This window comes from Ancrocorticia populi (genome assembly GCF_003123745.1).
Classification (GTDB): Bacteria; Actinomycetota; Actinomycetes; order Actinomycetales; family Actinomycetaceae; genus Ancrocorticia; species Ancrocorticia populi.
The window spans coordinates 790,804-813,086 of record NZ_QETB01000001.1 but is presented as its reverse complement, the minus strand read 5'-3'; the positions used below and the strand labels follow the sequence as shown (position 1 = coordinate 813,086).

Annotated in this window: 18 protein-coding genes and 1 pseudogene; 8 read left to right on the top strand and 11 right to left on the bottom strand. The window is 55.3% G+C overall.

The window, feature by feature from the left end; all coding sequences use genetic code 11:
- Window positions 1-54 precede the first annotated feature (54 nt).
- The 6 genes from DD236_RS03830 to DD236_RS03805 are packed head-to-tail and all read left to right on the top strand — an operon-like array spanning window position 55 to window position 5,582.
- Window positions 55-423, top strand: a complete 369-nt coding sequence (locus DD236_RS03830) for a GntR family transcriptional regulator (RefSeq protein ID WP_109093018.1) — start codon at window positions 55-57, stop codon at window positions 421-423.
- The gene (locus DD236_RS03825) at window positions 420-1,157 is read left to right on the top strand and encodes an ATP-binding cassette domain-containing protein (RefSeq protein ID WP_109093017.1); all 738 of its coding nucleotides are present in this window, start codon (window positions 420-422) and stop codon (window positions 1,155-1,157) included. The genes DD236_RS03830 and DD236_RS03825 overlap by 4 nt, the downstream gene beginning before the upstream one ends.
- Complete coding sequence (locus DD236_RS03820) at window positions 1,154-1,894, top strand: hypothetical protein (RefSeq protein WP_109093016.1); 741 nt, start codon at window positions 1,154-1,156, stop codon at window positions 1,892-1,894. The genes DD236_RS03825 and DD236_RS03820 overlap by 4 nt, the downstream gene beginning before the upstream one ends.
- A 10-nt stretch (window positions 1,895-1,904) precedes the next feature.
- Window positions 1,905-3,932, top strand: coding sequence for an NAD(+) synthase (locus tag DD236_RS03815; protein WP_109093015.1), 2,028 nt, complete (start codon window positions 1,905-1,907; stop codon window positions 3,930-3,932).
- Window positions 3,933-3,937: 5 nt separating this feature from the next.
- Window positions 3,938-4,363 (top strand): GNAT family N-acetyltransferase, encoded by a 426-nt coding sequence (locus tag DD236_RS03810; protein WP_109093014.1) that lies wholly within the window; start codon window positions 3,938-3,940, stop codon window positions 4,361-4,363.
- Window positions 4,341-5,582: a polysaccharide deacetylase family protein gene (locus DD236_RS03805; protein ID WP_109093013.1), complete on the top strand. Its 1,242-nt coding sequence runs from the start codon at window positions 4,341-4,343 to the stop codon at window positions 5,580-5,582. Before DD236_RS03810 ends, DD236_RS03805 begins: the two co-directional genes overlap by 23 nt.
- Here the strand turns inward: DD236_RS03805 and DD236_RS03800 are convergent.
- The 7 genes from DD236_RS03800 to DD236_RS03770 form a co-directional block, all read right to left on the bottom strand.
- Window positions 5,579-6,316, bottom strand: coding sequence for an aspartate/glutamate racemase family protein (locus tag DD236_RS03800; protein WP_109093012.1), 738 nt, complete (start codon window positions 6,314-6,316; stop codon window positions 5,579-5,581). The genes DD236_RS03805 and DD236_RS03800 overlap by 4 nt on opposite strands.
- A 67-nt stretch (window positions 6,317-6,383) precedes the next feature.
- On the bottom strand, window positions 6,384-7,691 hold the full coding sequence (locus DD236_RS03795; protein WP_109093011.1) for an anaerobic C4-dicarboxylate transporter: 1,308 nt from the start codon (window positions 7,689-7,691) through the stop codon (window positions 6,384-6,386).
- 15 nt (window positions 7,692-7,706) lie between these two features.
- Complete coding sequence (gene aspA / locus DD236_RS03790) at window positions 7,707-9,134, bottom strand: aspartate ammonia-lyase (RefSeq protein ID WP_109093010.1); 1,428 nt, start codon at window positions 9,132-9,134, stop codon at window positions 7,707-7,709.
- A 714-nt stretch (window positions 9,135-9,848) separates the two neighbouring features.
- Window positions 9,849-11,891 (bottom strand): right-handed parallel beta-helix repeat-containing protein, encoded by a 2,043-nt coding sequence (locus DD236_RS03785; RefSeq protein ID WP_109093009.1) that lies wholly within the window; start codon window positions 11,889-11,891, stop codon window positions 9,849-9,851.
- A gap of 50 nt (window positions 11,892-11,941) precedes the next feature.
- Complete coding sequence (locus DD236_RS03780) at window positions 11,942-12,538, bottom strand: carbohydrate ABC transporter permease (protein WP_243409897.1); 597 nt, start codon at window positions 12,536-12,538, stop codon at window positions 11,942-11,944.
- Between the two features lie 227 nt (window positions 12,539-12,765).
- Entirely contained in the window at window positions 12,766-13,710 is a 945-nt protein-coding gene (locus DD236_RS03775; protein ID WP_109093007.1) for a carbohydrate ABC transporter permease, read from the bottom strand.
- 13 nt (window positions 13,711-13,723) lie between these two features.
- Window positions 13,724-15,022: an extracellular solute-binding protein gene (locus DD236_RS03770; RefSeq protein WP_243409896.1), complete on the bottom strand. Its 1,299-nt coding sequence runs from the start codon at window positions 15,020-15,022 to the stop codon at window positions 13,724-13,726.
- A gap of 320 nt (window positions 15,023-15,342) precedes the next feature.
- Between DD236_RS03770 and DD236_RS12435 the strand changes: the two are divergent.
- Window positions 15,343-15,498, top strand: a pseudogene (locus DD236_RS12435) (LacI family DNA-binding transcriptional regulator); the annotation flags it as partial.
- 69 nt (window positions 15,499-15,567) lie between these two features.
- A complete protein-coding gene (locus DD236_RS03765; RefSeq protein WP_243409895.1) occupies window positions 15,568-16,386 on the top strand; it encodes a substrate-binding domain-containing protein in 819 nt (272 codons plus the stop codon).
- A gap of 144 nt (window positions 16,387-16,530) precedes the next feature.
- Here DD236_RS03765 and mmsB read toward each other — a convergent pair whose 3' ends face one another.
- The 4 genes from mmsB to xylA all read right to left on the bottom strand — a co-directional run bounded on the left by mmsB (window position 16,531) and on the right by xylA (window position 21,912).
- Window positions 16,531-17,706 carry a multiple monosaccharide ABC transporter permease gene (mmsB, locus tag DD236_RS03760; RefSeq protein ID WP_109093004.1) on the bottom strand — a complete coding sequence of 392 codons (1,176 nt, stop codon included), beginning with the start codon at window positions 17,704-17,706 and terminating at the stop codon, window positions 16,531-16,533.
- The gene (locus tag DD236_RS03755; protein ID WP_109093003.1) at window positions 17,703-19,253 is read right to left on the bottom strand and encodes a sugar ABC transporter ATP-binding protein; all 1,551 of its coding nucleotides are present in this window, start codon (window positions 19,251-19,253) and stop codon (window positions 17,703-17,705) included. Before DD236_RS03755 ends, mmsB begins: the two co-directional genes overlap by 4 nt.
- Before the next feature lie 37 nt (window positions 19,254-19,290).
- Complete coding sequence (gene chvE / locus DD236_RS03750; RefSeq protein WP_109093002.1) at window positions 19,291-20,421, bottom strand: multiple monosaccharide ABC transporter substrate-binding protein; 1,131 nt, start codon at window positions 20,419-20,421, stop codon at window positions 19,291-19,293.
- 138 nt (window positions 20,422-20,559) lie between these two features.
- On the bottom strand, window positions 20,560-21,912 hold the full coding sequence (xylA, locus tag DD236_RS03745; protein ID WP_109093000.1) for a xylose isomerase: 1,353 nt from the start codon (window positions 21,910-21,912) through the stop codon (window positions 20,560-20,562).
- Between the last annotated feature and the right edge of the window lie 371 nt (window positions 21,913-22,283).

The window sequence follows — 22,283 nt, the reverse complement described above, 5'->3', positions numbered from 1 at the left end:
TTGATGGTTAATTAGTCATGTAACTAACCGACGAACTAATGAGGTGACGCTGGAATGGACTTTTCAGATGACCGCCCGATCTACGTTCAGATCGCGGATGACATCCGAAGCCAGATCCTCACGGGGAACCTCAAGCCGGGAGACCAACTCATGTCTACTACCCAGTACGCCAACACGTACCGAATCAACCCAGCCACCGCGAACAAGGCGTTTGGCATGCTGGTGGATGAGGGAAGCGTGATCAAACGCCGCGGGATCGGGATGTTTGTGACTGACGAGGGCCCGGCAATTCTCCGTGACGCTGGCCAGAAATCATACGTACCCGATCATTTGGGGCCGGCGCTGGCCGAGGGGCTAGAACTTGGCCTATCCCCCGAAGAGATTCTCGACCTTGCCCGCATCTACCTCAAGGAGCAATCATGAGCGCCTCCATCGAATTTTCAGACGTCAGCTTCCACTACGGGTTCCGGCACAGCGATGCCCTAGAGAACGTGAGCTTTTCCGTCGGGGCCGGCTCCATCACGGGCCTGCTGGGCCGAAACGGATCGGGAAAATCCACTATCGCCATGCTGATGGCCGGACAGGCCTACGCGCAAGAAGGCGACGTTCTCATTGACGGCGTGCCCGTATTCGACAATCCCCAAGCGATGGCCAGCGTATGCAACGCCGCTGATTCCATGGCGATCTTTGGCGATGAGAAGATCAAGAACACGCTGAACCTCTGGCGCGATGTCCGGCCCAACTGGGACGAAGATTTCGCCGGTCAGCTCTTCGAAACCTTCAAGATTTCGATCAAGAAGAAGCCAGATAAGCTCTCGCGCGGGCAGCGATCCGCGCTCCATGCAATCCTCGGGCTCGCCTCGCGCTGCCCGGTGACCATCTTTGACGAGGTCCATCTTGGAATGGACGCCGTGGCCCGCGAGGTCTTTTACCGCACGGTCCTGGCCGATTACACCCAGAACCCTAGAACGATCATTATGTCCTCGCACCTCATTGAGGAAATTGAGGATTTGTTGGACCACGTGTTGTTCGTCCACGAAGGAAAGCTGATTGAGAGTGGGGATGCCGACGACGTTCGCGAGCGCCACGCTCGCGAAAACAAGGTGCCATCGCTCACCGACATCCTCGTGGAGATGACGATTGGAGACATATCATGACAAAACGCCTCATCAAAGAACACCTGATAAACAACGTGTGGACGGTTGGGACGATTGTAGGGTTTTCCCTGATCTTTCTTCTGCTTCGCGCAGTGTTGGGAGACCGGTTTATCCTTGATCTGGTTATCGCTGATCGGGACATCATCAAGGTCGCCGATTCTTCCGCATTCTTGACCTTCATCGGTATCTGCGCAGTTGTGCTGGTTACCCTCCTGTTCGTCTCATACGTGACGGGGATCGTCTATGCGGCCACTACCCGAACGTATCTGGGGGCAGGGGTTGCTCGGCGCTCTTATCTGAAGTCGCTGCTGGCGGCTTGGGGGACAAGCGCGGTGTCTGTGGCGTTGGGGTCCGTGCTGGTTGCAGTCATCGCTGGCATCTGGAAGTCGGACTTCTCGGGCACGCTAACGGTTGCGGATTACACCGTGCAAGGGCTTCTCTGGTACGTTCCGATCGCAGGGCTCGCGGCAGTGTTCCTTGCCAATGCCGTAGGGTTCCTCACCGGCTTGGTTTTCGTCCGGTTCCCTTGGTGGATTGGGGTTGGGGCGATACTGCTGTACGTCCTCATTGACAGTTGGACAAACGGTGGGCTATCAAGCTGGGGCGGATTCCTTGATTGGCACGTTGAGAATGGTGGCTCGCAGCTTTGGAAGCACGTCTTGGCGGGCGGTGTTCAATCCGTGGTGGTCATCGGTATCTCATGGGCTATGCTCCGCCGGGTTTCGATCAGACGGTAGGCTAGCGGGTATGGAATATTACTCCATCTATTCGCAGGGGCTAGCTCGCGTTGCGGCTTGCACACTCCCCGTTCACCCGGCCCAGCCGCTGGAGAATGCACGGGACACGGTTCAGGCGGCAGCCCAGTGCCACGATGATGGAGTAGCTCTAGCGGTTTTCCCCGAGCTATCGCTTACCGGTTACAACATCGATGATCTGCTCCTACAGGATGTTCTGCTGGACGAGGTCCTCGAAGCCATTGAAGTGCTGCGAGAAGCGTCCACCACACTCACTCCGGTGATTGTGGTGGGCGCTCCCCTGCGCTACCGCAACAGGATCTACAACTGCGCGGTGGTGATTCACAAGGGGCGGGTGCTCGGTGTGGCTCCCAAGTCCTATATCCCGAACTATCGCGAGTTCTACGAAAAGCGGCATTTCGCCAGTGGAGCGGGAACCCGTGGCGAACTTGAGATTCCCGGGGTGGGTAGCGTTCCCTTTGGCGCCGATCTCATCTTCGAGGCCGCCGACGTGCGCGGGCTGAGCTTCCATGTGGAGATCTGCGAAGATATGTGGGTGCCGGTGCCTCCCTCGGCAGAGGCAGCGCTTGCAGGTGCGACAATGCTGCTCAACATTTCAGGCTCACCGATTACTGTGGGGCGCGCCGCTGATCGCGAGGCCTTGGTAAAGGCCGCCTCCACCCGGTGTGCCGCTGCCTACGTCTACACAGCCGCCGGACAGGGAGAATCCTCTACTGACCTGTCATGGGACGGGCAGGCGATGGTCTATGAGCTGGGTAATAAGCTCGCCGAATCCGAACGCTTCGCGCAAGGACCCCAACTGACCATCACCGACATCGATCTGGACATACTTCGTCAGGAGCGTTCGCGTCAGGGAACATTCGATGACAACGCGCTGGGCGGCGGAGCCTTCCGTACTATTTCCTTCCGGCTCGAACCTCCCATGGAGGATATCGGGCTACGCCGCGAGGTGGCACGCTTCCCCTTCGTGCCCGCGAATGAGGCGCTCCTGAATCAGGACTGCTACGAGGCCTACAACATCCAGGTGTACGGCCTCACTCAGCGGCTGCGTGCGATCGGAAACCCAAAGATCGTCATCGGCGTATCGGGCGGACTCGATTCCACCCACGCTCTGATCGTGGCGGCGCGGGCTATGGACCTCCTAGAGCGCCCACGAACCGATATCCTCGCCTACACTCTTCCGGGCTTCGCCACATCCGATCATACGAAGAACAATGCCTATCGCTTAGCCGGAAGCCTCGGGGTTTCTTTCAAGGAAATCGATATTCGCCCGGCTGCCTCCCAGATGCTCGCCGATATGGGGCATCCTTTCGCGTCCGGTGAGGAAGTCTACGACGTCACGTTTGAGAACGTTCAGGCGGGCCTGCGTACGGATTTCCTCTTCCGGCTCGCCAACGAAAAGAGCGGAATCGTCCTTGGAACCGGAGACCTATCTGAGCTAGCCCTCGGATGGTGCACCTTCGGAGTAGGCGACCAGATGAGTCACTACAACGTAAATCCCGGCGTCCCCAAGACCCTCATGCAGCACTTGATCCGCTGGGTCATCGCCTCACATCAGTTCGAGAATCAAGTGGGCGAGGTCCTGCAGTCGATTCTGGACACCGAGATCTCCCCCGAACTAGTTCCCGCTAAGGACGGCGCCAACATTCAGTCCACTCAGCAGAAAATCGGGCCCTATGAGCTTCAAGACTTCACGCTGTACTATCTGCTGCGCTTCGGCCTCCGCCCCTCCAAGATTGCGTTCTACGCGTGGCACGCCTGGCATGATGTCAACCTCGGCCGCTTCCCCGCGGGGTTCCCAACCGATGAACGCAACGAGTACACGATGGAGGAGATAAAGAACTGGATGGAGCTCTTCTTGCGCAGATTCTTCGCCAATCAGTTCAAGCGCTCAACGCTGCCAAACGGGCCGAAGGTGGTAGCTGGCGGCACGCTCTCGCCACGCGGCGACTGGAGGATGCCATCGGATATCTCGGGGTCCGTTTGGCTCAAAGATCTGGAAAATATTGAGTTAGGCTAGAACACATGAGCATCGAACTGGTTACAGAATCAACGCCCGAACTCGTCACTGCTGTCAATAATCTGATTCCGCAGCTCTCCTCCTCTACGCCACCGCTTTCGGCGGCAACCGTGGAGTCCTTTGTGAATCAGGAGTCTGTGTACCTGTTCATCTATCGTCAGAATTCGGCAATTCTCGGCATGCTTACGCTCGCGACTTTCGATATCCCCACGGGTAAGCGTGCGTGGATCGAAGACGTTGTGGTTGATGACGCAGCCCGTGGTAACGGCGCCGGCCAAGCCCTCGTTGAGGCAGCCGTCAAGCATGCTCAGGCGATCGGCTCAAAGTCAGTAGATCTCACGTCTCGCCCCTCGCGTGAAGCCGCAAACAGGCTCTACCAGCGCGCTGGGTTCGGCCTTCGCGAAACGAATGTCTATCGCTATCAAGGCTAAGGTCACCGCTCCACTGGCCGCGGCACTGCTGGTTCTCGCTGGTTGTACGGCGGCCCAGCGTCCGGCTGCCGAAGTAGAACAGACACCCACATCTACCCCTACACCCACGGCCGAGCAGCTCACGGTCGAATCCGAACACATCTCGGTTTATGATCTTTCCGAGATCCCCGGATTCTGGGAAACCGAGACTACCCCAGAGGATTCAATTACGCTCACGGGCGTGCGAGCGCCTGAACAGCTCCAAGGCCCGGTGGAGAAATGGACGAAGAAGCAGGTAGATGCTTTCGCCCCTGAGGAAGATGCCACCCTCACTACAACTGCCGGCATCTGCGGCGCTTCAGGAACGATGCTCTGCTACGCGATCAGTGCGAATGGAATTCACTACCGTGCGTGGATCGCAGATTCGAAGGATGGTTCCGCGCTCAATAGCCTCAAGATCCTCTCTGATGCGGGAATTTCAGAACTGAAGAGCCGAGGAACCGCAGAACCAACAGCAGTGTTTCCTAATCCCGACGGCTCACTCACCGTGGTCGCAGACAGCAAGGGGTACCGCGTCTCTGGACCGGTAGAATCCCTGCTCTCGCCCAAAGGAGAGAAGATCCGCGGGCAGATGATGAAGGGCGAAGATCCCGAACCCATCCCCCGGCCAGAGCCGAACTGCGAAAAGAATCCCTGCATCGCCCTCACGTTTGACGATGGTCCCGGGCCATACACTGATCAGCTCCTCGACACGCTCAAGGAGAAGAACGCTAAGGCCACATTCTTCCTCATCGGCCGAAATGCCGCGAACAACCCGGATCTAGTAAAGCGGGAGGCGGATGAGGGCCACGAGGTTGGCAACCACACGTGGTCTCACCTTGACCTCTCGAAGCAAACACAGACAACCATAACGAATCAGATCGTGGCCACCGATCAAGCCATTCAATCTGCGGGCGCGCCAGCACCCCTGCTGGTGCGCCCGCCCTACGGCGCCACAAACGCAACGGTCCGATCAGTGATCGCCTCACGCGGTCAAACGCAGATTCTCTGGAGCCTAGACACGCTCGATTGGAAGAATCGGGACGTCAAAAAGGACATTGAGATAGCAACCGAGAAGGCGGAGCCCGGCGCAATCGTGCTGATGCACGATATTCACCCGGAAACGGTCAAGGCCGTACCAACCATCATTGACGAACTTCAATTGGCTGGATACGACCTTGTGACCGTCTCAGAGCTTTAAATAGGGTCAACTCCCGAGCGCGCGAGAGGGATGGCACCTAGCTCCTTGAGGGTGGCATAGGCGAGAGACTTCAGCGAGGACACCTCGTTTTGGCCCGGCAGTCCCGATGCGGCGTGGGCCAGTGGCAGCTCGGTACACGCGGTCAGGACGGGCACCTGCTGGCTGCCGGTCAGATCGTCATAAATGACGCGCCAACGCGCTCCAGCCTCATCCATCTCCCCGGCCTTGACCAGAGCGATGATCGCGGAAAACTCATCGAAGTATTTATCGTCGGGAACTAGCAGGTTCAGACCCCTAGCCTCCGCCGCCTCTTGGTAGAGCCCGGTCCTCATGGTGCCGCGCGTGCATGTGAGCCATGCCGTGGGCACAGCGTTCTGCTGCCGCGCCCGTGCGAGCGCCTGATCGGCGGTGGCATCGATGATGTCCACGATCGGAACGGACAGTTCGTCCTTAAACTGGCGCAAGAAGTAGTGCGCGGTGTTGCAGGGGCAGGCGATCGCGGATACGCCCCAGCCGATCAGCTTGTCGCAATCGGCACGCAGCTTGGTAAGTACCTCCTCGCCCGTACCTGCAAGGATCGCCTCGGTTCGATCGGGTACTGAGGTGTCCGAAAGCGAAATCGAAGGGTAGTGATCCTGATCCTTGTCCGCGGGGGTTTGGAGCGTGAATTCGCGCAGGAACTCGGCCGTCGCGGCTGGCCCCATTCCACCCAAGATTCCCAGTGTTGGTTTCATATTTGTCCTAAGAGACTAAAGAAAAAAGGGGTGGACCCGGGAGCCCACCCCTTCAATCTATGTGAACTTATACGATAATCGGCGCGAGCACGAAGCCCAAGCCAACCGCCACAACTACGCTCACCACGCCGGGGAGCAAGAAGGGGTGGTTGAACACGTATTTGCCGATTCTAGTTGATCCCGTATCGTCCATCTCGATCGCCGCCACCGTTGTTGGGTAGGTCGGAAGGAGGTACAGGCCGGTCACGGCTGGGAAGGACGCAACCATCACGGAGCCCGAAACACCCATGGCCTGAGCAACAGGCATCAGCGTTGCGGTCGTAGCACCCTGCGAGTACAGGAGCGCGGAGGCGAAGAACAGAACAACGGCAAGTAGCCATGGTGCACTGCCCAGCACGCTCTCTCCAACACTCTTGATATCGTCAAGGTGCCCGTTAACGAACGTGTTACCCAGCCAAGCCACACCCAGAATACAGGTGGCAGCGGACATGCCGCCCTTGAACGTGGCCTGCGAGGAAATCTCAGGAACGTTCGGCTTGCATGTGAACACCATAATGAGAGCCGCCGTCAACATGACAATCATGATGGCCGCGTTACGCGGATATGGCGGGTTCTCCATGATGGTGATGGAGTCCGAGGAGAGCGTCGCGTACACCATGACGATCAGGACGGCCACGAGGAAGATCCACACGGATGTCTTCGCACTCTTGGTAATCTCAACGCTTTCGATATCCCGCTTCTGGATCAGGCCAAGGCGCTTACGCTCCTGGTATACCGGATCCTCCTCGAGTGGCTTGCCCATGCGAGACGCTACGAGCGCACCCACCATACAGCCAATAAACGTGGTGGGGATACATACGACAAGCACCTTGATGTAATCAACGCCTGCCGGCTCCACTGCGGACGCCATTGCAATCGTTGCGGCTGAAATTGGCGACGCCGCAATTGCAACCTGCGATGCAACAACCGAAATCGTCAGTGGCCGCGACGGGCGAATCCCCTGTTCCTTGGCAACCTCGGAGATAACCGGCAGCGAAGAGAAGGCCACGTGGCCGGTTCCGCACAGCAGGGTCATCAGGTAGGTAACGATCGGCGCGTAGAAAGTAATCCGCTTAGGGTTCTTCCGGAGCAGCCGCTCGGTCACTTGGACGAGGTAATCAAGTCCGCCGCATGCCTGCATGGTGGCAACGCAAGCAATAACGGCCATGATAATTCCGAGAACATCCCAGGGGATGCCTCCTTCGGGATCAACGGGTAGGCCAAGTAGGCCCAACACGATGATTCCGGCGCCGCCGGCAAAACCGATGCCGATCGACCCAACGCGGGCTCCAATGAAGATAAAAAGGAGAACAACCGCGAACTGTATCCAAACCACGTTCTAACCTTCCTTTCAGGCTAGCTGACCGTATGTCTTACCCATGTAGGTTGGGTTCAGAAGGTTTTCCGTGGAGAGAGCTCGGTCTAGCTCTTCCTCTGTGACTAGGCCGCGTTCGAGCACAACTTCGCGCACGGACTTACCGGTCTTCGCACATTCCTTACCCACTAGGTCACCGTTGTGGTGGCCCATAATGTCGTTGAGGTAGGTGACGATGCCGATCGAGTTCATCACGTAATCGCGGCAGCGGTCCTCATTGACAGTGATTCCATCTACGCAACGCTCGCGCAGCGCCTTGCAGGCGTTGATCAGTAGCGTTGGCGATTCAAACAGGCACTGGGCGGTGCAGGGCTCCATGACGTTCAGCTGGAGTTGGCCTGCCTCAGCTGCCATCGTTACAGCCACATCGTTGCCCATCACCTTGAAGCACACCTGATTGACAACCTCGGGGATAACCGGGTTGACCTTCGCTGGCATGATCGAGGAACCGGCCTGAAGCTCAGGCAAGTTGATTTCCTTGAGTCCGGCGCGTGGACCGGAGGAAAGCAGACGAAGATCGTTGCAGATCTTTGAAAGGTTCATCGCAAGGCGCTTCATCGATCCGTGCACGGTGACGAACACGCCGTTATCGTAAGTGCCCTGAAGAAGATCCTTGTCACCCTGAATATCTAGCCCAGTTACCTCGGAAAGCCTCTTGACAACCAGATCTTGGAAGCCATCGGGCGTATTCAAGCCCGTGCCGATCGCGGTAGCACCGAGGTTCACCTCAAGGAGCTGCTCCATGGATTTGCGCAGGTCACGGACTTCATATTCGATAACATTTCCGAAGGCGTGGAATTCTTGGCCCACGGACATCGGTACAGCATCCTGAAGCTGGGTGCGCCCCATCTTTAGGACCTTTTTGTTCGATTCTCCAATCTTGTGGAAGGCGGCCGCCAGCTTCTCAGCTTCCTCGCAAAGCTGACCCGCCATGTCATACGCCGCCAGATGAAGCCCGGTGGGGTATGTATCGTTGGTTGACTGGGACTTATTGACGTCGTCGTTCGGATTTACGACGCTGTAATCTCCCTTTTCTTTTCCAAGAAGCTCAATTGCGATGTTCGCGATTACTTCGTTCGTGTTCATGTTGACCGATGTACCTGCTCCGCCTTGGAACAGATCCACTGGCCACTGGTCCATGCAACGGCCCTTCTCAAGAACCTCATCGCATGCACGAACAATCGCATCGGCAACCTTGGGATCAAGGACGCGCGCATCGTTGTTAGCAAGAGCTTCGGCCTTCTTGACCTTCACCATGCCACGCACGAACTCGGGAACATCACTCACAACTTTTCCAGAGATCTTGAAATTCTCGATTGCACGGACGGTGTGCACACCATAGTACGCATCCGACGGTACTTCGCGATCTCCAAGGAGGTCTGTTTCAGTACGAGTTGCAGACATTTCACTACACTTTCCTGCGGCCGAAGCCGCACATTGATCATTGGTCTGACCGGTAGTTCCACCCTAACGCCGCACAGTCGCGCTGCCCAGCCATTTCCGGGAAAAAGTGCAGATTTGTTAACGTTCACGAAACATAAACGCTGAAAATCGGGACATACGTCCCCGCATTAAAGCATGTCTTTTCGTAATCTATACAACGTACTGCGAGTCACACATAAGTTACTTAGCGGTAACTATTGCCTCAGTTCTTGGGCCCGATTGTGATGCGCACCATGGGCGCTTAATCAAGTTGTTCGTGATAACTCCCGCTAGCGCACCCAAACTTCAGTTTTTTAACGACGACGACGGCACATTGGTCAGACCAGTGACTCGCTCAGCGCGGGGAACTCAATGTAATGGGCCTCAACTGCCTTCACGGTTCGCTCGGTGTCGCGAGCGGCAATCACAATTGGACTAATAGCTCTGTAGCTCTGACTCGCATTTTACGATTGAAGAAGTATCCAACGCTGAAAGACCAGTGCGCTACCGTGGAGTGGCTCTAGGCCGCGACAAGCGCCGTCTAAGCTCCGGATTCACAGACATTCCGTCTTCGATTCAGAAGCCCAATACTCTTAAGCCTGCCTTCATGCCACACATGGCCATTCGACAAGAACCACCACCAACCGGTAGGTCGTTCGGGGCTACACGAAGCGGAAAATACCTCCTCGTTTGCTATCACCAGATAGCTAACGAGTTCTCGCCATCCTGTAAACCGTGAACTGGCCCAGCAACAAGATTCTCGCCACGGACAGCGGAGTGTCCTATTAGATCCTCACTCAAACCGACGGGGTGACCGTCCGGATCCTCGAACTCAGCATCGGTGAAGTAGGAACGCTCTAACTCCTCACCTACCACCGTCGGGGATGTCGCGTCCTGGAACCCCTCAGGCAGCGTGATCTCTAGCACTACCGGCGAATCTGGCCAGCCACGAACAGGCTCTGCTGACCCGGGGGCCTCCGCATCCCCCGCTACGACGTCAACAGAGACCGCTCCCTTCAGGACTGCTCCGCCTGCCTCCCTATCAAACGGGCGAGCACCGCCAGCGTACGTGTTACCGGCCACGTGAACCGGCAGACGCCGTCCAACGTACGTGTCGTGGTCATGACTACCATCGGCCCTGAGTACTGAGGACATGAATCCGTCGGTCGAATCAGGATAAGCCTCGTAGCAACTGAGCCCGCTGGATACTCCGCCTGGCGAATGAAAATCAGACCCATAGGCTTCCTCAACCGATCCGCCAACGAAGAGGTTCCCTGCCCATCGGTCGTCGCCTCCAGGTATCACAGAATATCCCGCCACCTGTGTGGAGTGCGGACGGTGGTAGGGCGTAGCACGGTCTAAGACTGGCTCAAGACGGACAGTACCGGCCACCAGATTATGAACGAAAGCTCCCCCATCGCTGACAACTTCCAGCGCTGCAGGAGAGGCCAAGACGTTGTGATCAACAATGTAAGGACCATGACTAACTTCAATGAACAAGTCACGTGAGTTCGCATGGAGGACATTACGAGAGATACGGGTCCCCTGCGTCTGCCAGTCGAGCCATATAGCCAAAGTGCACTTGTGAATGTGATTATGTCTAATAGCTACGTCGATCGCAGCGTGGAGCTTGATACCAGCTATCTCGTGACCGAAGAAGTCCCGCCGGGTCGCAATATCGAAGATATCATTATCCTCAATCACTGAAAACACGCACCCCAAATGTCCGACTATACCGGTCTGTCCACAGGCGAAGATTCTATTGCGCCGCACAATATGCGAGCCAATATGCTCCCCATCCCACCCGATCTGACGCGCAGCAAATACGCTCTCGAGCTGGTATAAATAGCCTGGTTTATCACGACGTTCGGCCGCAAAGTTTTCACCAGTAGAAGCCTCTTTGCCCAACGAGATCCCAGAGCAGCGTGAATCGCGGATAACGTTGTCCTCAATGATCCACCCCTTGGCCCAGTTCGGGGCGATAAGGCCCTCCTGTGCAGCGGTAGGCGGTGCCCATTGGGTGGCTGCCTGTGCGAGTTCAAACCCGCGGACCGTAATCCAATTAATGTGGGTGCGCACCGGTGCAAAGACGGCGGGACGCACGCTTACTTCCGTTAAATGTTCATTCGGATCAGTATCGGCCCCAAAATAGGCGTAAATATTCGTAGTGCCCTTGCCTCTATCGACGAGAGCAAACCATTGTCGCGTTGCCCAGTTTGCGTCTGGTGCCGGTACCTCACGCCGTGTCCAATCATCCAGCAAGGTCGTCGGACCCGGCTGGCCTAAGGACTCTAGGAAAGACCCCTCAGAAAGAGCACGGCCGTCTAGAAATACCTGCCCCAAATGCTGGTGTGAGGTCATCCGGTCTCTGGGATCGGGGCGCACAAGCCAGTCACCAGATAACTCGGTGGCAAAAGGATTGCGCACCCCCTGACCGGAAAAGAGTCTATTTGATAAGCAAATACTCCAGAGGCCCGGAGACTCTTCAATCCATCCGCTGACTACCTCTGCCCCGGTGATCACCGCATGTTCCTTCGGCGCAGCAGCGAACGTGATCCGACGCAGGTCCGAACGGCCGCCGCGTGGCGGACGGACCCACTCGCGATATGTACCTGCGTGGACCAGAACGGTATCGCCCGGTCTGGCAAGGTCTGCCGCATGCTGAATTGTACGCAGAGGAACCTGGGCGGTACCCGCAGCCGCGTCGTCGCCATTCGGTGATACATGGAAAATAGTCATAGTGTTTCCTTACTCTGAAAGGGATGCAGTGAGATATGGTGAACCGGAGTTCACTTAGTAAAGCCGGCGGTCATTCCAGCCACCATCTGTTTGCGGCCAAAGACATAGGCAACCAAAATCGGTAGTGCAGACATCGTCACTGCCGCCAAGATTGCTGGGATGTCGCTCGTGTATTGGCCCTGATAGTTCCACAGTGACAATGTGAGGACACGGACCTCAGAACTTTGGGTCAGAACCAGAGGGAACAGGAAGCCGTTCCAGACCTGAAGCGCCTGATAGATCCCAACCGTCATGATCGCGGGTTTGGACAGCGGCACCACCAGCCGCCAGAGCGTCTTCCAGTCGTTCGCACCGTCCACACTCATAGAATCGAAGAGTTCATCGGGGATATCGCGCATAAAATTAACAAGGATCATCACCGTCACTGGGATACCAAAGGCGATAGAAGGCAAAATCAAACCCAGTAAAGTGTCATATAGCCCTATCTGAATAACAAGGTAGTAGACGGGTATGATAACCGCTTGAAGGGGAATGCCCAGTCCAAGCAATATCGTGCTATAGGTGAGGTTCGACCACCTGTTGCGGCGCCGCACAATATAGAACGAGACCATCACGCACACGACGAGGATAACTGCGACGGCTGACACCGTGACAATCATCGTATTGAGAAAGTAATGCCAAAAGTCGTTCTGGAATACCGAAATATAAGCCCGCAACGATGGATTCTTTGTCGGAACCAGAGGGTTCTCCGAATAGAAGGAGGACTGCGACCGAAGGCTGGTAATTACAATATAATATATCGGTAAAACTACGATCAGAAGCCAAACCCATCCCAAGGCCCCCGAAAGGTAGTCGCCTAACGCACTGCGACGCCTCATAGTCCTTGCACCTGACTTTCCATCTTCGATGATCCCGAGAGCTTGTTGAGACCGAGTGACAACGCGAGCCCAGTGATCAGAAGAATCGTTCCAACCACGCTTGCGCGTCCCATGTCAAAGTTCTTGAAACCGAGCAGATACATGTGCAGTGGAAGTATCCGGGTGGCGTCCCCGGGCCCGCCACCCGTGAGCACATAGATAAGGTCAAAGTAGGTGAGCGCCCCCACCAGCTGAAGTGTCGAATCAGTGATGATCGTGTACTTCAGCTGTGGAATAGTAATGTGCCGTAGACGCTCCCACCAAGATGCCCCATCCAGTTCCGCTGCTTCATATAGGGATGCAGGAATCTGGCGAACTCCGCCTTGATAGATCAAGGAGTGGAAAGGCACGAACGTCCACGAGATCACAAAGACTACTACCGGCAAAGCCAGTGACGAGCTACCAAGCCAGTCTTGGCGAAGGAGCGGCAAATTAAGCGCCTGAGAGATACCGAAGTTGGGGTCAAGCAGGGCTTTGAATGTAATTCCCAAGGCCGCAGAGGAAAACAAGAGCGGCAAGAAGTAAAAGACTGACAGGACCTCTCGGTACCGCTTGTTCGATGCCATGAAGATACCCAAAGCAATCGAAAGCGGGGTCTGAACCAGCCAACTCACCACCATTAGTATCAACGTAAGCCGAATTGCGTTAACGGTCTGTGACGATGCCAGGGCCGACTGCCAGTTCGATATGCCCGCCCAGGTCGGTGTCGATAGACCATCCCAGTTCATGAAGCTTAGGACGATAACGCCCAAGAGCGGCACGATCGCAAAGAAAACAAAAAAGGCTAATGCCGGTACTGCAAAGAGTCCGCTGGGGCCAGTGCGTAGGGCCGGACGCCCATCGGTGACCCGGTCCGGATCTTCGGTCAGAACCGGGTCACGTGAAACTGCGGGTGAACTCATGAGTTATCTCCCATCACTTGATGGTTGCGTTCATTTCGTCGGCGAATTGCTCCGGTGAGATGTCAAGAGTGAACACCCTCTGGATATTGTCCAGAAGTGTCTGCGCCGTATCAGCAGGAAGCGCTTGATCCCAAGAAAGCTGGAAACTCGGCGAGTTCTGAACCAGATCGTAGCCCAATGTCAGGAACTCCTCTTGATCGGAACCCTCAATCAATTCCTCAGCTCCGACGGTAGGAGGAATAGCTCCCCCGTCTACCATCGCCTGAACGTACTCGTCATCGAAAAGTGTATTGAGGTACTCGGTCGCATCGGCTTGAGCATCCTCCGAATCTGCAGCGGACACTGACCAGAAGTTCGACTGGTTTCCAACAATGTTGGCGGGGTCCCCGGCACCGTCTTCGACATCAGGAAAGCCAGCTACACCGAGATTCCCATCGGCGACGAAGTCTGGTGCATCCGTCAAGAACGTGCCATAGGCCCAGCTCCCCTGAAGGAGCATCGCTGCCTTACCCGTGTGGACTAGCGCAACGTCTGCGTTTGCGTCGGCACTAACCGACCCGAACGCATCTCCAAAAGCGCCCGCCCTCACAAGATCTTGGGCGGCCTCAACTGCCTCGAGTACCGCAGGGTCAGACCACGCGTCTGGCTCGTTCGCCTCAATACTCTTAAAGACCTCAGGCCCTCCAATACGCTCAACGAGGTACTCGAGCCACATCATGTCTGTCCACTTAGAGGCACCAGCGAGAGAGATCGGCGTGATACCAGCTTCATTAAAGGTATCGACAGCCTCCAGAAGTTCATCCCACGTTGTCGGGACACTAAGGTCGACTTCCTCAAAAAGCTCTTGGTTGTAGAAGAAGAGCACCGGCTGAGTGCCCACATTCGGGATCCCAAAGACTTGGTCGTCTATGATCCCGCCCTCTGCGATGGAGGGAATAAGCTTGGAGACCACGTCCGCTGTCCCGTCGGTGATGTCTACGATCTTGTCTGCCTCGGCGTAGTCGCGCAACGTCGATCCGCCCCACCCGAATATTAGAGTCGGCGCATTGCCCGAACCGATTGCTGTGCGAACTTTCTCCTTATAGGCATCGTTTGCGAACCAATCAGTTTTTATCTCGCGGTCAGGGTTCTCCTCATTCCATCGCTCGAAGGAACCCTTCCAAATCTGCTCGTTCGTGCCACCGGTAAGGCCCCAAGCAGACGCACCTGGTCCTGCCGCCACGTCCTCTCCATCCGCCGAAGGCTGAGCTCCGCCTCCACATGCGGACAACACCAATGCCGCAGCAGCCGCAACTGCCACTCCGATTTTCATTCTTCGCTGCCTCATCGCTGCACCTCTTTCGGACGGTTCGGTCCGACCGCCAGTGGCCGAAACATTTCGCGAACTATCCGTGCACCATTTAGTTTACTGATGTGACAAACCATGTCAACCATATATCTGAACTCACATACGACGCCAACCAATTACGACCGCACTTTCTCCCTCGTTCCCTTGTTATTCGTCCAAATGGGACATTAGACTGACCCGCCGAATCCAAAGTAACTACGTTTCGATACAGAGTCCTTCACTCCTTCCTCGCAGAAAATGTGCGAAAATGTTTCGAGAGAAGAACGGCCCAATAAGGAGAAGCAATGGGTTCACCATCTGTCCGAGCCTCACGGACAACTCTGTCCGATCTCGCTGCAGACCTAGGCCTGTCTAGGGCGACTGTGTCAAAAGCGCTAAACAATCGTACAGACGTCTCTGAAGAGACACGTCATCGCGTACAAGCACGTGCATACGAACTTCACTATCAGCCAACCGTCTCCGCATCACGGTCGCCTAGTATTGCGGTGGTCGCTGATGGACTAATCGCGATGTATACGCTGCAGGTTTTGTCCGGGATCTCCGACGAATGCCAGATCCAAGATCTCACGATGACGCTGACCTCCACGACAAATGTGCCGGGGACGAAAACAGCACCGTTATCCAACCAATGGATGAGACGCATTGCCGCAAACGGCTTTCACGGCATTCTTCTCATCACGCATGAGGTGCCGGATTCGCTGATCAACATGACGGCCCAGCTTGGCCTCTCACTCGTCGTCATCGACCCCCTACAGTCTGTGAGCCCCGATGTCCTCACCATCGGGGCAACGAACTGGAACGGGGCCCTAGCAGCCACACAGCACCTTCTTGGACTCGGCCACAAACGTATCGCATATGTCCAGGGTCCAAGGGGATCTCTCCCCTCCGTCGAACGCTACGAAGGATATCTGTCAGCATTGCGTCAGGTCGGACTCAAGAAGGACGATAGCCAGATCATTGGCGATGACTTCACGTTTGAATGCGGCCTAGAGTCTGGACGTGAACTTCTATCGCGGCCAGCGGGACAACGACCCACCGCTGTCTTCTGTGGATCGGACGCCTCAGCACTGGGCATCATCGAGGCTACAAGGGAAGCTGGCCTACGAGTCCCCGAAGACCTCTCCGTGGTCGGCTTTGATAACACTTTCCTCGCCATCTCTTCGGCACCGCGCCTGACCACAGTCAGCCAGCCTATGCACGAGATGGGTGCAGCCGCCGTTCGCGCACTCGTGAGCCTGCACGCTGGCACAAGTCCATCAGGGCCCATGCGATTTGAAACGAGTCTAATGATACGGGATTCGACCGCAGCTCCTAGGGAGTTTTCCTGAATTGAGTCGCGTAGTAAACGAAGTAGGGCACCTAGCTATTGGCCCCCAAAGTGCGGCTAACTGCGCCAGCCGCAACCTCTTCTAAAAGAAGCTGCGACCCCGGGGCAATGCACACAAGCACAGCCCCGGGACGGCGAGTTATTCTCAGTGCGACCCCTTCCGAGAAGTGATGAACGTGCTGGCGACAGCCAGGATAACAACGAGGCCCTTGATGGCCTGCTGCCAAGCAGAGTCGACAGAGAGGATCGAGAGGCCCATGTTCAGGACGCCCATAATAAGAGCACCGATAATGGCGCCGCTGATTTTACCTATGCCGCCTGATACTGCGGTGCCGCCAATGAATGCAGCCGCAATCGCGTCCATCTCGTACATATTGCCAGCCGTCGCAACGGCAGCACCTGCTCTGGATGTGGTGACGATACCAGCAAGCGAAGCGAGCACTCCCATGTTCACGAAAGCGAAAAAATCAACACGTCGTGTGTTAACGCCCGACAGCTCTGCAGCGCGTAGGTTTCCACCCACCGCATAGATACGGCGGCCAAACTTCGTCTTCGCCATAACGAACGAGTACGCAACCACAAGAACACCAATAATTACAAGAACGATTGGAGTTCCTCCGGCGGACATCGACAAAAGATAAGTGACGTACGCGATGACAGCAGCAATAAGAACATTGCGGATGATAAAGGACATCATTGGCTCAACAAGGCCGCCCTCTTTCATGTCTGCACGGCGTCTACGCACCGCTGCCAAGATCACGCTGACAATTACCAGCGCGCCTAGGACAAGAGTGACGACGTCCATATAGCCAGCGAAACCTAGGAAGTTCGGTATTGAGCCATTGGCGATGCTGACGAAACCAGTCGGCAGCCCAGAGACCGTCTTCTCGACAAGCACGATAGCCAAACCTCGGAAGATCAGCATTCCACCGAGCGTCACAATGAAGGCGGGGATACCCACGTATGCGATCCAGAACCCCTGCCAGCATCCAATCAAAACCCCGACCAGAAGGCCGGCAAGGCATGCCACTAGCCAAGGAACCTGCATGTCGTACATCAACAGTGCCACTATCCCGCCAACAAAGGCGACCACAGAGCCCACTGACAGATCAATATGACGGGCGATAATGACCATCGTCATGCCGATTGTCAGCACCATGACGTAGGCATTCTGTTGAACAAGACTCGCCACGTTATTCGGCGCCAGCAGCTTGCCATTGGTCAGGATATTAAACAGGATCACGATAACGACCAACGCGATCAAAATCCCGTACTGTTTAAAATTAATATTGAGCCGCTTGCTCTTTTTCGTATCGCTCATCGTGTTTCCCTCACACGTTCCTTCGTCATGAGTTTCATGAGTACTTCTTGGGTTGCCTCTGAGCCCTTCTTTTCACCGGTAATTCGGCCTTGGCTCATCGTGTAAATTCGGTCGCAAATACCGAGGATTTCCGGTAATTCAGAGGAAATCATAAGAATCGCCCGGCCCTGGTCTGCCAACTGCTGGACGATCTGGTAAATCTCGTACTTCGCCCCCACATCGATACCACGCGTGGGCTCGTCCAAAATTAGGATTTCCGGTTCAGTGTAGATCCACTTGGCCAGAACAACTTTCTGCTGGTTTCCGCCTGACAAGGATGACACTGGCTCATCGATGGAGGAGGCTTTGATGCGCAGCTGCTTTCTAAACCCCTCAACGATCTTGGACTCTTTGCGCGATTGGATAACGTGACGGTTAACTACCTTGTCTAGTGCCGCGCTAGTGGTGTTGATCCGAATATCCTGAATCAGATTGAGCCCTGCGCTCTTACGGTCCTCGGGAACGTAAGCCAGTCCAGCACGGATGGCCGCCGCCACACTCGACGTGTCAACCAATTCGCCGTCCTTGTATACCTCGCCGCTAACCTCAGTACCGTATTTGCGCCCAAACACGCTCATCGCGAGTTCGGTACGGCCAGCTCCCATTAAGCCAGCTAAACCAACAATCTCGCCGCGGCGCAGGACGATGTTTGCTCCGTCCACGACCTTTCGGGTCGTGTCGATTGGGTGATGAACTACCCAGTCTCGTATCTCGAGGATCTCCGTTCCGATGTGTGTCTCATGGTCCGGGAACCTGTTTGATAAGGATCGGCCAACCATCAACGCAATGATCTGGTCCTCAGTGACGCCCTCGGGCCTATGCATATCGAAGTACCCGACTGTGCGCCCGTCGCGAATAACCGACGTCGAGTCCGCAATTTCGGCGATTTCACCCAGCTTATGGGAGATCATGATCATCGTAACGCCCTCAAGGCGCAATTGACGCATGAGCTCCAGCAAATGCTGTGAATCGTCATCATTGAGAGCGGCCGTCGGCTCATCCAAGATTAGAAGCTTAACGTCCTTGGAAAGCGCTTTAGCGATCTCTACGAGTTGCTGTTGGCCGACACCCAGATCCGATACCTTCGTATTCGGGTCCACATATAGGCCCACCTTTTCCAGAAGGACACGGGCCTGCTTACGCGTTTGCCGCCAGTCCACGATGCCGGCATTCCCTCGCTCGTTACCGAGAAAAATGTTCTCAGCAACTGAAAGAAAGGGAGAGAGGGCAAGCTCCTGATGGATGATAACGATTCCCGCCGCTTCGGAGTCTCGGATGGACCGAAAACGGCACTCTTCTCCGAGGAACTCAACGTTACCTTCGTAGGACCCGTGCCCATATACACCCGACAGCACATTCATCAACGTCGATTTACCGGCGCCATTCTCTCCACAAATTGCGTGGACCTCTCCGCAGGAGACCTCCAAAGTTACGTCATCAAGCGCGCGTACCCCTGAGAACTCCTTGACGATGTGCGTCATTCGCAGCACGACTTCATTCGTCAACATATGGGCTCACCACCCTCTCCCTTACTCTAAAGTTGACTCACAGACCGAGGTCTTCGGCCGAGTAGAACCCTGAATCCACCAGCTCGGACTCCACGTTGTCCTCTGTGATGACGATTGGTGTCAGGAGATAGGAAGGAACAACAATCTCACCGTTGTCATAGGACTCCGTGTCGTTAACCTCCACCTCGTCGCCCCTGATGATCTGGTCAACCATCTTCGCGACCTGATCACCAAGTGCACGGGTATCCTTCCACACTGTCATGGTCTGCTTGCCAGCGATGATGTTCTGCACGCTTGACTGATCTGCGTCCTGTCCCGTCAGAACCGGCCAGTCATCTTCCCCGTACCCGTCGGACTCCAACGCCTGAGAAATACCCAATGCGAGGGCATCGTTAGGCGCTAGGACTGCATCAACCTTCTTGTCCTGATAGAAGGAATTCAGACGCGTTTCCATTTCGGACTGAGCAGCGGGGGCCATCCAGGCTTGAATTCCGATGGACTGCCAGTCATCCACACTCTTGGGGTCCTTGCCTGAAGGCACCTCTAGCACACCACTTTCGATGTAGGGCTGAAGCACGTCCCAAGCCCCTTCGAAGAAGAATCGTGCATTGTTATCATCAGGCGAGCCGGAGAAAGGCTCGAAGTTGAAGGGCCCTTCTTCGCCTTCGTCCAGTCCGAGCGTGGACTCGATGTACTGTCCCTGCAACTGACCAACCTGATAGTTGTCGAACGTTGCATAGTAATCTACGGACTCAGTGTCGAGAATCAGACGATCATAGGCGAAAACCGTAATTCCCTGAGCCTTTGCCTGATCGAGTACTGGCCCCAGAGCAGACCCATCGATCGAAGCTACAACAAGAACGTCTGGATCCTCGTTGATCATGTTCTGGATCTGTGAGATCTGCTGCTCTACCTTGTTGTCCGCGTACTGTAGCGAAACGTTGTAGCCATCACTCTCCAGGTTCTCCTTCAAGTGCGCACCATCGCGGTTCCAACGCTCGAGTGACTTAGTCGGCATCGAGACACCAACCAGACCACCAGGGTTCGAACCTTCTTCTGATTTCCCCGAGGCGTCATCGTCTCCGCGAGTAGAAGAGCAAGCCGTTAGGCTTATACTCAATGTGGTAGCAGCAACAACTGCCATGATCTTCTTCATAACTTGCCGCATTTCTGGCTCCTTTGTAATTTGTCCTCGACACTGCAACCGTCGGAGAACTTCTCATATTTGATTGTTTGTTTTTCTATCCCGTGCGACGGACACCTAAGAGATCAGCCTCGAATGCCCCATTCGCCCGGTGTTAGCCTTTTAGGCGTGTGCGAGGGTTTGGATGAGGTAGTTGTTGAGTGTGGCTTTGACCGATTCGAGATGATCGGAATGGGTCGCGGCTAGCAAATCAGCTTGAGACACGTCCAAGGCGTGCTCTTCGAGGCTGGCCAGAGTCGCGGTCTTATCCTCGACACTGGCACCGATTCCCGAGTCAAATGAGCTGTAACGCTGGCTGACCAGATCCTCGAAATACTGGTCCTCATGAAGCTTAGCGGCAACCAAGAGACCGGCCGCGTATGAATCCATACCCACGATATGGGTGCGGAATAGATCTTCAGCGTCGAAAGACGTGCGCCGGGGCTTGGCATCAAAGTTCAAACCACCACAGCCCTGTGGACCGATCTTGCCCTCAGCCAGAATTTCCCACATGACTGCTGTGGTCTCATACAAATCCGAGGGAAACTCATCAATATCCCAGCCAATGAGCTTATCGCCCTGATTCGCATCCAAAGATCCCAACATCCCAGCAGCCCGCGCCACCCGGATCTCATGCTGGTAGGTATGTCCCGCCAAATTCGCGTGATTACCCTCAAGATTCAACTTGAAATGATCATCCAAACCATACGTCTGCAAGAACGCAATCGTCGTCGCCGCATCAAAATCATACTGATGATTTGTCGGCTCCTTCGGCTTAGGCTCCAACAAAAACTGAGCATCCAACCCGATCTCGCCCGCATAATCAACACATAGCTGGAAAAAACGAGCGATATGATCCTGCTCGCGCTTCAAATCTGTGTTCCAAATATTCTCGTAGCCTTCCCGGCCACCCCAGAACACATAATTCTCAGCACCCAAACGCTTAGCAATCTCCAAAGAATGCTTCACTTGACCAGCCGAATAAGCATAAATATCAGCAAACGGAGAAGTCGCACCACCAGAAACAAATCGAGGATTCGTAAACAAACTCGACGTGTTCCACAGCAGCTTCATACCTGAATCAGCCTGCAAATCAGCAATATGATCCACAACCCGATCAAGATTCGCATTCGTCTCCCTCAACGTGTCACCCTCAGGGGCAATATCACGATCATGGAAACAGAAATACTCCACACCCAACTTGCGATAAAACTCGAACGTGTAATCCACCTTCGCCAACGCCAAATCCATCGGATCACTCAACCCGTCATACGGCCGACGCGCAGTCCCATCCCCAAACGGATCAACCAAACGCTGATTAAACGTATGCCAGTAAGCCACCGCAAACCGCAGCCAATCCTTCATCGGCTTACCCGCAACAACCCGATCAGGCTGATAATAATGAAAACCCAAACCCTGCCGCGGATCCTCAGCCCCAACAAACGGTATCGATTCAACATCCCACAAATTACTCATATCCTGACACCTCCATGTGTCCACAGCATCACCGCTGCTCACTGTTTTGTAGCTTAACAAAACAATATGGGTAGAATCACCAACATGTCAACCAGATAACAAATTAGACGGTGGACCTATGAGCAGTGAAGCACAGCTAGTTTCGGTCAGGCCCCCGAGCTCAGGCCATGACGAATCTCCGACAGCCATTCCCAAAAATCGGTTCACCAATAGGAAGTCACTCAGAAAGTCAGTTTGGCCTGCGAGAGCGCGGAGACTGCGACAACGCAGACAGTCCGTGAAAATCGAGAGGGCGTCCTACGAGCGCTAACGCGTTTAACTTGACGGCCCGAGAGAACATCAACGCCGAGCGCAGTACCGACCCGATAAAG